The 11668-nt window shown below is 35.1% G+C and carries 7 protein-coding genes; 5 read left to right on the top strand and 2 right to left on the bottom strand.

Going from position 1 to position 11668, the window contains the following annotated elements; translation table 11 throughout:
* Positions 1-395: 395 nt before the first annotated feature.
* Together QP953_RS06895 and QP953_RS06890 are read left to right on the top strand one after the other, a co-directional pair.
* Positions 396-3344, top strand: coding sequence for a putative LPS assembly protein LptD (locus tag QP953_RS06895; RefSeq protein ID WP_309554421.1), 2949 nt, complete (start codon positions 396-398; stop codon positions 3342-3344).
* A gap of 262 nt (positions 3345-3606) precedes the next feature.
* Entirely contained in the window at positions 3607-4248 is a 642-nt protein-coding gene (locus tag QP953_RS06890) for an outer membrane beta-barrel protein (RefSeq protein WP_052592343.1), read from the top strand.
* A 105-nt stretch (positions 4249-4353) separates the two neighbouring features.
* On the opposite strand, the gene QP953_RS06885 is transcribed toward QP953_RS06890, so the two are convergent.
* Together QP953_RS06885 and QP953_RS06880 are read right to left on the bottom strand one after the other, a co-directional pair.
* Complete coding sequence (locus tag QP953_RS06885) at positions 4354-5331, bottom strand: pyruvate dehydrogenase complex E1 component subunit beta (protein ID WP_052592367.1); 978 nt, start codon at positions 5329-5331, stop codon at positions 4354-4356.
* Positions 5332-5546: 215 nt separating this feature from the next.
* Positions 5547-5882, bottom strand: a complete 336-nt coding sequence (locus tag QP953_RS06880; RefSeq protein ID WP_052592340.1) for a hypothetical protein — start codon at positions 5880-5882, stop codon at positions 5547-5549.
* 364 nt (positions 5883-6246) lie between these two features.
* Here QP953_RS06880 and QP953_RS06875 point away from each other — a divergent pair, with 364 nt between their 5' ends.
* The 3 genes from QP953_RS06875 (at position 6247) to QP953_RS06865 (ending at position 11663) form a co-directional block, all read left to right on the top strand.
* Positions 6247-6996, top strand: coding sequence for a LytTR family DNA-binding domain-containing protein (locus QP953_RS06875; protein WP_052592338.1), 750 nt, complete (start codon positions 6247-6249; stop codon positions 6994-6996).
* A gap of 31 nt (positions 6997-7027) precedes the next feature.
* On the top strand, positions 7028-9019 hold the full coding sequence (locus tag QP953_RS06870; protein ID WP_309554419.1) for a histidine kinase: 1992 nt from the start codon (positions 7028-7030) through the stop codon (positions 9017-9019).
* A gap of 313 nt (positions 9020-9332) precedes the next feature.
* Entirely contained in the window at positions 9333-11663 is a 2331-nt protein-coding gene (locus tag QP953_RS06865; protein WP_063832982.1) for a TonB-dependent receptor, read from the top strand.
* The last annotated feature ends 5 nt before the right edge of the window (positions 11664-11668 follow it).

Raw genomic sequence — 11668 nt, 5'->3', positions numbered from 1 at the left:
CACTTAAAGATCGTTAAAAACAGCCAAATATTGCGTTAAAGAAAAAACGAAACAACTAATTTTTTGATAAAAATATCTTTCTTACCAATTGTCTAGCAATTCGATTTGAAAAAAATCAATCTTTCAATCCTTAGACATTGTTAGAAATTGGTTTTGTGAGAAATAAAAATACTGATTTTGAGATTTATTAAAACAAAAAAATAGTACTCCCTGTGAAGCTTTTTCCTTGTAAATAAATTCCCCAAATCCTATTTTTTAACCCTGCAAATTAATTCCTAATAATGTCTCTTAATTCTTTTAGAATAAAAATGAATAATTGTACTTTTGTTCTTTCCTGAAGTTGATAGGTATGGACAAAATAATACTGGGACTTCAACTTCTTAATTCAACAACAAGTGGCATTATTAGTACAAAAATATTACAAACTTCTTTGCTTTCTTACTATTTGTTCAATTTTTTGTTCAAGTTGTGGTTTTCCCTATAATACCCGTCAAGCGAGGGCTGCTAGAAAAACGCAACGATTACAAAAAAAACAAGCTAAAAAGCTTCAAGCACAAGTTGCCAACGACACGCTTGTTGCTGCAAAAAAAGATCGGTTGGCATCTGCTGATACAGCATCAACCACGACGCCTGTTGTTGCAACCGATTCAATCCCTTTTGTTGATCCTGATACTTCTATTAACCCAATTCTTACGCCTACTGATACCTTCCATTTAGATACGTTAGCAACCGAAGGCATAGATACCTTAAACCAACTAGATTCTACCTTTATTGATAGCACAGACTTTATGACTGTTATCCTTCCAGATTCAAGTATTATAGATAGTTTAGATACCATCCCTACTACTTCTGGGGCAGACGAAAAAGTCATTCGATATTCTCAAGATTCATTGGATTTGCCAGTTCAATACGAATCTGCTGATTCCATGATTTACGACTTAGTTGATCGCAAGGTCTATATGTATAATAATGCTGAGGTGTTTTATGAGCAGTATAACCTAAAAGCTGGTTATATTGAGTTTAACTTTTTAACCAATGTCGCTACAGCGACCTGTCTTTTGGATAGTGCTGGAAATGAAATTCAATGCCCATTTTTTGATGATAAAACGCAACAATTTACGGCTCGGAGAATTGAATTTAACTTCAAGACAAAAAAAGGTAAAATATACGATGCTTCTACACAACAAGGAGATGGTTATTTGGTTTCTAATGCCACCAAGTTTATTAGTAAAGGGGGCGATAGTACAACGGACAATTCGCAAAATATACTCTACAGTCAAGGCTGTTTGTATACAACTTGTGATGCCAAGCATCCTCACTTTGGAATACGTGCTTCTAAAGCCAAAATTATCCCTGGTAAACTGATTGTCGTGGGACCTTCTTTTTTAGAAATTATGGGCTCCCCCACTCCTGTTTTGTTGCCATTTGGATTTTTCCCCATTACCAAAAACAAACGCTCTGGTCTTATTCTAAGTATGGATTTAGATTTTTCACCAACCTTAGGACCCGGGATTCGAGAAATTGGTTTTTATTTGGGATTAAGCGAATACTGGGATTTAAAGGTAACGGGAGATTTTTATATGAGAGGTTCCTTAAGAACTAGAATTAAATCGAACTATAACATTCGTTACAAGGGACAGGGAACGGTGGAACTAGGTTATACCCGCTTACAAATTGACGACAAAGGAACGCCTGGTTATGACTTAACCAATGAATTCAAGGTTAGTTGGACGCATACTCAATCGCCACAAGCTCATCCTAGTCAAAATTTTACAGGAACAATCAATTTTGGTACTTCTGATTATAATAGAAATACATTCAACGATGCGGACAATGTCTTAGCAGCTACCTTTAACTCCAATATATCGTATACCAAACGTTTTCTAGGTACGCCTTTTTCGATATCGGCAAGGCTGTCTCACAGTCAAAATACCCAAACCAATGCCATGACAATTACGTTCCCGCAATTGACATTCAATATGAATCAAATCTTTCCATTTAAACGAAAAAATATTTCAGGAAAGCAACGTTGGTACGAGCGCATTGGATTTAGTTATAATATGAATGGTAGCAATACCATTACAACGACCGACACTGCTCTTTTTCAGCCTGGAGGTCTAGAAGAAGCCATTGAGAATATGAACTATAGCATTACTCATAGTCCTAGACTCAATTTTTCATTCAAGCTATTTAAGGTCATCAACGTTCAGCCCAATGTCAATTATTCTCAACGATGGTTCTTTTATCGCAACCGCCAATTTTTAGACCCTACCCCAGTCGTTAATCCTAGTGATGCCACCGATACGACTTCCTATGGAACAGTTGATAATTATAGAGAATATGGCTTTTTTAGCACTCATAAATTTAGTGCAGGGGTAAATGTAAATACTCAAATTTATGCTACTGGTGAATTTAATTGGGGGGCACTAAAAAGTCTTCGAGCAGTTATTTCTCCAACCGTAGGATTCAACTGGGAACCTAGTTATGAGAACGCCTACGATTATTATTACGATTCGGTGCAAACAGATACTCGCTATCCAGAACAGTTGCGCCGCTACAATTACTTTGCTTTTGCCCCCCCCTCTGGGCGTACGGCTCTATTAACCTATTCTATCGGTACAAGGTTTGAGGCAAAAGTCAAAAAACCACTGCAAGATTCTTTAAATAAAGAACCTTTTAAGAAAATTGTTCTCATTCCTACGGCGACCATTAGTGGTAATTATAACATCGCAGCGGATTCACTGCACCTATCTCCTATTAATTTTAATGTCAATACTACTTTGTTCAAAAAAATTAATATTCGCTTTTCGTCTACTTTTGATCCTTATGCTGCCAATCCAGAAAATAATGCAAGAATCAACACCTTTGAGTATACACTAAGCAAACGACTTGTGCGAGTTACGTCTATGTCATTTAATGCTTCTACAAGTATTACTTCTAAGGATTTGAGAGACATCTTTAGAAAGAAAGGGGTCAAAGAAGACAAGGACAAAAAACAGTTTGAACTGATCAAAAACATTAATATTGGTTACAACTTGATTGTTAACAATAGATATATAGATGGGGTGGATAGTACCGTTGTGACAGCACATCAACTATCATTTTCTGGTTTTATCAACCTATCCAAAGGCTGGGGCATTCGAGTCGGAAACATTGGATATAGTTTTAAAGACGAACGAATTACATTCCCTGACTTTACATTTTCTAGAGATTTACACTGTTGGCAAATGGGTTTGAGTTGGCAACCCGAACGACAAACTTGGAGCTTTTTTATTCGTGTAAAACCTGGTTCCTTAGGCTTCCTTGAAGTACCTGTAGAGCGAGGAGTTTATGATACTTTTTAGGTTATAAATAATCATTCAGAAAAAATCATATAAACCACGAAATAGCACCACAGGTAAAGCTGCATTGTTTCTCTTTAATTAGCACTAAAATAAGTCTATTTTTTAGCTATATGTTTTTCTGCCCACGTACTTATTTTTTATACCAAGCAGCATATGAACTTCTTTCTAAGTTATAATAATAAGTTATATTAGTACTTAGTTGCACCACTACTATATAGTTGTTGCTTTTTTACTTTCTTATTAGCAAGTTATCCTTATCACGATGTCCACTACAAATATTAAAACACCTTTTTTAGCTTTATTACTTTGTCTATGTTTGTCATTTTCGAGCCTAGCACAGACATCTATAGGTCTAGAAGCAGGTTTTAACTTTGCAGGAAATATTCCGAGTCCTCAAAAAACACTATTTCTCAGAAATTTACATCCTGGTATAAATGGTGGGTTATTTGTAGAAAAACATGTTAGCGACAAAATAGCCATTCGTTGGGGAGGTTTTTATGCCATTCGGTTCTTTTTAGGAAATCATCAATCCGATTCCAACTTTGTCAATAACTATAGAGCAATGCATTGTGTGACTGTCCCTGTCCTATGCTCTTTCAAAGCCAGTTCAAAGCTTTCTTTTGATGTTGGAATAGAGTTTATCACTATTGTGCATTCAGACATTCCTTTTTTTAAAACACCTACTTTGCATCTAGGTCCTAGAGCAGCCATCGCTTATCAAATCACCCCTAGTTTTGCTGTACGGCTTTATGGAGTGTATGATTTAATCAAAATCCGCCAAGACAACCATCCTAATAGTACTAATTACAATTATTATAATAGTATAACATTAGGCTTAAATGTCGCTTATACCTTTAAAAGAATCAAAAAACGACGCGTTATTCGAAGTCCTGGGCTTGGGTAAATAAGTATGAAATCACAATTAAATAATCGCCCAGAAAAAAGCCATCTACAAACAATTTGCAGATGGCTTCTATATCTCTAAAACCTCTAAAAAAGGGGTTTATTATTAACGATAAAGTACTTCTTTTACAGCTTTGATTACCTTTTCAGCAGAAGGCAAGAAAGCATCTACTAAAGTTGGCGCATAACACATACTCACATCCAAACTATTGATTCTCGTAACAGGAGCATCCAAATAGTCAAAGGCATGCTTTTGTGTGCGATAAGCAATTTCTGACGATACCCCTGCAAAAGGCCATGATTCATCCAATGCAATCAAGCGATTTGTTTTCTTGACCGACTGAATAATTGCCGCCTCATCTAACGGGCGAATGGTACGCAAATCAATAATTTCTACAGAAATACCTTCTTTTTCTAATTCTTCGGCAGCAGCAACGGCTACTTTTACTAATTTATTAAAACAAGTAATAGTAACATCCGTTCCTTCACGAACAACATTTGCTTTTCCAATAGGAATCAAATACTCTTCTTCTGGAACTTCTCCCATATCTGAATACATCAGTTCGGACTCCATAAAACAAACAGGATCTTCATCTCTAATCGCCGACTTCAACAAGCCTTTTGCATCATAAGCGTTAGAAATAGAGATAACTTTTAGACCAGGAACGTTAGCCATCCAACTTTCAAATGTTTGAGAATGTTGTTGTGCCAATTGTCCTGCCGAACCTGTTCCTCCTCTAAATACGATTGGGCATTTAAATTGCCCCGCAGACATAGAGTTTATTTTCGCAGCGTGGTTGACAATTTGATCAAATGCTAACACAGCAAAGTTCCAAGTCATAAATTCTACAATTGGACGGACACCTCCCATGGCTGCTCCTACTCCAATTGCTGCAAAACCTAACTCTGCAATTGGCGTATCGATAATGCGTTTGGGACCAAACTCATCCAACATGCCTTGACTAACTTTGTATGCTCCATTATACTCTGCTACTTCTTCGCCCATCAAAAATACGTTCTCGTCTCTACGCATTTCTTCTGACATTGCCTCTCTCAAGGCTTCGCGCATACGAATTTTTCTCATTGCCATAATCTATGTTTTTATAAGTAGTTCTTTTTTTTGTCTTTTATGTGGGTACATTATTTTTACAGGCTGAAATTACAAAGCCTAGGTGGATTCTACAATTTTATGCTTTGTTTTTTTTAATTCATTCTTTATTTCAAAAAAAAGACCGCTCTAATAAGCAGCCTTTTAATTCTTTTAAGTTCATTGCGTAAGTCAACAACTCTTCAATGGTTTTAATCTCTTACAATAATATCCAATGAAGTTTTACTAGTATTAATTTTTATAATTTCAATATATGGAATATACAGATGGAATGTCCCTTTATCTGTTGTGTATTCTACATCCAATACCTTATCCATAAAGTTAAATTTAAAATCTAGTAACCAATTGATATCAAACTTTTGATGATGTTTTGAGAAATCCAAAGTCGCAATATTCATCTTTGCAAAATCTTTATTGGATTTAACATAAGGTTTTAGTAGTTCTTCACAGGTTTGATTATCAAATTGAGCAAAAAGATTTGTTCCTAAACATAAAAATAAAGGAATTAAGATCAAGTACTTTTTCATGATTGCTTGTTTTAGCGTTTTACAAAAATGGTTTTGATGACAACATCAAGTATTACAGAACTCAAAATACAAATCTTAACGATTTAAAATAAGTTCTAAATCATTTTTCTAACATTCCAATTTTTAATTTTCTATGTATCAACTACGTCCAGCAAAGTAATGCTCAAAAAGTAAAAACGAGTATATTATAATCGATTAATCAACCGTTAGTTTTCAGTTGATGGATGGTAAATTTTTACTTTTTTTTAGAGCATTAGGCTACCTAAAAGTGCTTTTAAAATTTATATTTTTTTAAAAGAAATTGTTTTATACTATATTACAGCAACAATTAAATCTCAAATTTTTCTACGATTCCAATCATCCTATGAAAGTCATTATAATTGATGATGAAGAAAGAGGGCGGCGTGTTTTAAAAAACTTAATTACTACCTTCTTCTCTGATTTGCAAATTGTTGCAGTATGTTCTAACGTACCCGATGCCGTTTTGCAAATTAACAAATTAGAGCCACATGTTGTCTTTTGTGACATCGAAATGCCCCAATATTCAGGGCTAGAATTGCTTTCTTTTTTTAAAGAAGTAAATTTTGAATTGATCTTTGCAACAGCGCATAATGAATACGCCATACAAGCGTTTGAGCTCTCTGCTATTGATTATTTACTCAAGCCTATTGAATTAGAAAAATTAGAAATAGCCGTTGAGAAACTCAGACAAAAAGTTCAAACTTCGACTATGTATGAAAGACTTCAGGCTTTAAAATCTAATTTAACAAAAAATATTATTCACAATATTGCCTTGCCTGTTGCTGAAGGCTTAATTTTTATTGAAACAAAGAAAATTATCTTGATAGAAGCCGATGGCGCTTACACCAAAGTATGGCAAACCAACTCTAAACCAATTTTAATCAGCAAAAGCATTAAGTTTTTTGAAAAACTCACACAAAACCATTTACAATTCTACAAAGTTCATCGCTCCTCTATTGTCAATATCAATCATATAAAAAAATACTTCAAAGGTGAGGGACAACTCACGTTATCCGAAAATATTAATGCGAAAGTTGCTAGAGAAAAAAAGAAAAGTTTTGAAGAACACATCTCTTATCTAAATCTTTTCTAATGCCTTTCCTATGTCCTAACTTAGTCCCCTTATGAAACAATATTACGTCCGTTTATTCTATATTTTTTGCCTATTTTTCTTTATACAACCGTCTACTTCTAAAGCACAAGTTGCCATACTAGATTCTCTCGAAATCGCTTTAGAAACAAGTCCTCATGACACACTTAAATTGGAAATTTTACTTGAATTAAGTACGAAGACGATTCGAAAGGATGCAGAAAAGAGTATTGTCTATATTCTTGAAGGTATTCGACTGGCAAAAGAGTACAAACAATACCATCATTTAATAGGTTTATGTATCTACTACAGCTATTACCTAACCTCTACCAATACCATTGATTCAGCCCTTACGGTTATTGAAGAAGCTTATAGCTATTTGCCTCATGTGTCCGATAAAAAAAAACACTTAGGTGTTTTAACCGAACATGCCTCATTATTACAAATGAAGGGCGACCTATCTGAGGCCACTCAAAAGTATCTAAATGCTTTAAAAATTGCTAAAGAAAACCAATTGACAGAGATTGTAGCTTCTTGTTACATTGGTCTAAGCGGTCTTTTTTATAGTCAAAAAATGTACGCCAAAGCTATTCAGTACAATCAAAAATGTGCGGGTATTTGCGATGACTTACCCTCTTCTAGAACACCTTATTGTTTTGGATTAGTTTATAGTAATTTAGCTACTTTTTTTCTGAAACAAAAGCAAATAGATAGTACGATTTATTATGGATTAAAAGCCATTGAGTTTAAAAAACAAGTGAACAATCTTCACGGCTTGTCTCTTTCTTATAGTGTCGTTGCCAATGCCTACCTCAAGAAAAAAGATACTCTAACAGCCATTCCGTTTTATGAAAAAGCGTTAGAAATAGCTAAGAAGGTAAAAGACATTAAGGTTTTAAGTCAAACACTTACGCTTATAGGAAAAATACATGTTGCTAGGAAAAATGTACTTGAACTGCAAAAAATTGTTGCTGAACTAGATGCCATTGCTCCTAAATTCAAGAACCCCTCCCTTTTGATCAATTATTATCAAGTTAAAAGAAACTTTTTTGAACTAAAAAAAGACTACAAAGGAGCATTGGAACTATTAAAAAACCAATTTAACATGGTAGATAGCCTCCGAAAAGGTAAAAATGCTACCTTGATTGCCTCTCTAGAAACCAAATATAGAACCAATCAGCACAAACTTGAAAAGGAATTAACTCAAAAAGAATTATTACTATCCAACGAAAGGGCTATTCAGAGCAAAAGAAACTTAATGGGAGTGGTTATCTTTACGCTGCTAGTCCTGCTATTATTGCTCTATATCTCATCTCGGCTTAGAATTATTAGGCAACAAAAAATAGCTTTAAATGTTGCTTATGAACAACTTGAACGGCAAAAACAAGATGAAGTAGCCTTGCTTAGTTTAAAAGCCCTTCAAGCACAAATGAATCCTCACTTTATCTTCAATGCACTCAATTCCATTCAGGATTTGGTGCTAATGAAAGACATTAAAAACTCAACCATTTATATAGGAAAATTTAGTGCCTTAATCCGAAAAATTCTCTTGTCTTCCAAAGAACAATTCATTTCTTTGAACAACGAATTGGAAATTTTAAGCCTTTATCTTGATCTTGAAAAATTACGTTTTGGCGAACAATTAAATGTCACCTTTAATTGCCTCGTCTCCCTTGAACAACAAACAGAGATTCAAATACCTGCCATGTTTATTCAACCTTATATCGAGAATGCCATCAAACATGGATTGTTTCACAAAAAAGGGTTAAAAAAGCTCTTGGTTGAGTTTCGTATTGAGGGGGATTTTTTGGTTTGTGTAATTGAGGACAATGGAATTGGACAAGAAAAAGCCAATGAAATGAAAGAAAAAACACTGCATCTTCATACAGGTTTTTCAACAGAAGCTATTCAACATAGAATTCAATTTTTGAATCAAACCATGCAGAAAGAAATTCGGATACAAACAGATGACCTAGGACCAGAACCATCTACAGGAACAAGAATTACCTTATATTTTTCTATTTAGCAAAAACGCCCTATTCTCTTTTGGGATTTTAATTTTTTTTGCCTTAAAAATACGCACACCATGTTGGAATGTTAAGGAATAGCTATTTTTTATAATTCTAAGGTTTTCACTAAACTCTTTTCTAGCAAAATCATTTTAATTGTAGTAAATTTAAAAACGACACCACAAAGCACCGAACGACTAAGCATCCTATTCTGATAGATAGTCGTATTGATTGATAAATTAGCCTTAACAAACAATGCAAGTTAACTATAAACTCTTCTGCTTCTTTCTATTATTGAGCACATCTCTATTCGCCCAAAAACGAGTTACTATGAGCGGCTACATCAAGGACGCTGTAAGTGGAGAAGATTTAATTTATGCCAACATTTATGACGAGAACAACACCTTGGACGGTGTTACATCTAATGTTTATGGTTTTTACTCTTTATCCCTCAAACCGGGTCAATACACTATCGTAGCAAGTTATATTGGTTATGAGGATAAAAAAATAACCATTAATCTAACGCAAGATACGACGTTCAATATTGAACTATCTAGTGGTGCTGTTTTTGATTCTGTTATTGTTGTAACAGACGAACGTGGAAATACCAATGTGGAAAGTACTCAAATGGGAACTGTAGAATTGGAGATGAGCGAGATAAAAAAACTTCCTGCTTTGATGGGAGAAGTGGATTTGCTAAAAACCATCCAACTATTGCCTGGCGTACAATCTGCTGGAGAAGGAACCGCAGGATTTTTTGTTCGTGGCGGTGGTATTGACCAAAACTTAGTTTTGCTAGATGAAGCAGTTGTCTACAATGCGGGGCATTTGTTAGGTTTTTTCTCTGTTTTTAATTCAGATGCAATTAAAAAAGCAACGCTTATCAAAGGAGGAATGCCTGCCAACTATGGAGGAAGATTATCTTCTGTTCTTGACATCCAAATGAAAGATGGTTATGATGATAAATTTGGTATAGAAGGAGGTATTGGAATTATTTCTTCAAGGTTAACCGTTCAAGGTCCTATTGTTCCTAAAAAAGGCTCATTTATTGTTTCAGGTAGACGCACGTATGCTTTTGATGTTGCCCAACCTTTTATTCAAGGAACCGCTTTTGAGGGAACCAACTATTATTTTTATGATTTGAATATCAAAGCAAAGTACCAAATCACCGACAAAGATCGATTGTTTTTAAGTGGTTATTTTGGACGAGATGTTCTAAATTTAAAAAATCCAGATCGAGGTTTTGTATTTGATATGCCTTATGGAAATGCCACGGCAACCCTACGTTGGAATCATATTTTTGATGACAAACTCTTTATGAACTTTATTTTTGTTTACAACGATTATGATTTTTCTGTATCGGGAGGACAAGAACAATTCTCATTTAAGCTAAATTCTGGCATTAGAGATTTTGGAGGAAAAGTTAGCTTTGACTATTATCCCAATCCTCGCCATCAAATCAAATTTGGGGTAGATTATACCTATCATACATTTACTCCCAATAGAGCAGAGGCTTTTTCTGGGGAAGAAGCTTTTATCATTGATCCAGACCGCAAACGCTCGCATGAAGCAGGGCTTTATATTACAGACAATTGGAAAATTAGTAAAATCTTTAGTGTTAATGTAGGAATGCGTTTTTCTATGTTTCAACAGGTGGGTCCTTATACGGGCAAAGTAGATACTACACGTACGTATGGCATGTTAGAGCCCGTCAAAACCTACTTTGGGGTAGAACCTAGATTTAGTGGCAAAGCAACAGTTTCTCCTTTTTCATCCATTAAAGCAGGAGTAACATTGGGACGGCAATATGTCCATTTGGTTAGCAATTCTACAAGTACACTGCCGACTGATTTGTGGGTGCCTAGTACAGAAAAAGTACGTCCTCAATGGGGGCTTCAATATGCCTTAGGATATTTCCACAACTTCTTAGACAATACTTTTGAGGCTTCTATTGAGGTCTTTTATAAAGATTTATTCAATCAGCTGGATTATGCCGAAGATTATACACCTACGCCAGACACAGACCTAGAAGATCAGTTTATCTCTGGGCGTGGTCGAGCTTATGGTTTAGAGTTGTTTTTGCGCAAACAAAAAGGGCGTTTTACAGGTTGGATATCGTATACGCTTTCTCGTTCTGAGCGCACTTTTGATAATATCCGAGGCAAAACATTTCTAGCAGGCTTTGATCGAACCCATGATTTGTCTGTTGTTTTAAGTTATGATATTTTTGACTGGTTTACAGTTAGTTCTACTTTTGTCTATGGCTCTGGTGCTCCGTACACTCCAATCAAGTCTGTGTATATGGTTAATTTTACCCCAACGTTAGAATATGGATTACGCAACTCCGCTCGTTTGCCAGCTTATCATCGAATGGATTTGAGTTTATCTTTCCGATTAACAAAAAAGCAAAAACCGTTTCAAGCCGATATGGTACTATCTGTTTACAACGTCTACAATCGTCAGAATGTATTTTTCACCTATACCACTCCCGAAACAGATGCCCTTTCGGGACAGGTAGAATTAAAGTCTTATCAAGTTTCTCTATTTCCTGTTATTCCTGCGATTACACTTAATTTCAAATGGAAACAGCCTAAGAAAGGTTATTATAAAGAACAAAGGGCAAATAGACAAGCTAAACGCGCTGCCAAGCAACAAGGTTAAACCAA

It is taken from the genome of Aureispira sp. CCB-E (genome assembly GCF_031326345.1).
GTDB lineage: Bacteria > Bacteroidota > Bacteroidia > Chitinophagales > Saprospiraceae > Aureispira.
This window is presented reverse-complemented; position numbering and strand designations above follow the sequence as displayed.

What these genes read in the sequence shown, in the direction of transcription:
- QP953_RS06890 (WP_052592343.1), top strand. Translation starts at nt 3,607, where the DNA reads ATGTCCACTACAAATATTAAAACACCTTTTTTAGCTTTATTACTTTGT.
- QP953_RS06885 (WP_052592367.1), bottom strand. Translation starts at nt 5,331, where the DNA reads ATGAGAAAAATTCGTATGCGCGAAGCCTTGAGAGAGGCAATGTCAGAA.
- QP953_RS06880 (WP_052592340.1), bottom strand. Translation starts at nt 5,882, where the DNA reads ATGAAAAAGTACTTGATCTTAATTCCTTTATTTTTATGTTTAGGAACA.
- QP953_RS06875 (WP_052592338.1), top strand. Translation starts at nt 6,247, where the DNA reads ATGAAAGTCATTATAATTGATGATGAAGAAAGAGGGCGGCGTGTTTTA.
- QP953_RS06870 (WP_309554419.1), top strand. Translation starts at nt 7,028, where the DNA reads ATGAAACAATATTACGTCCGTTTATTCTATATTTTTTGCCTATTTTTC.
- QP953_RS06865 (WP_063832982.1), top strand. Translation starts at nt 9,333, where the DNA reads ATGAGCGGCTACATCAAGGACGCTGTAAGTGGAGAAGATTTAATTTAT.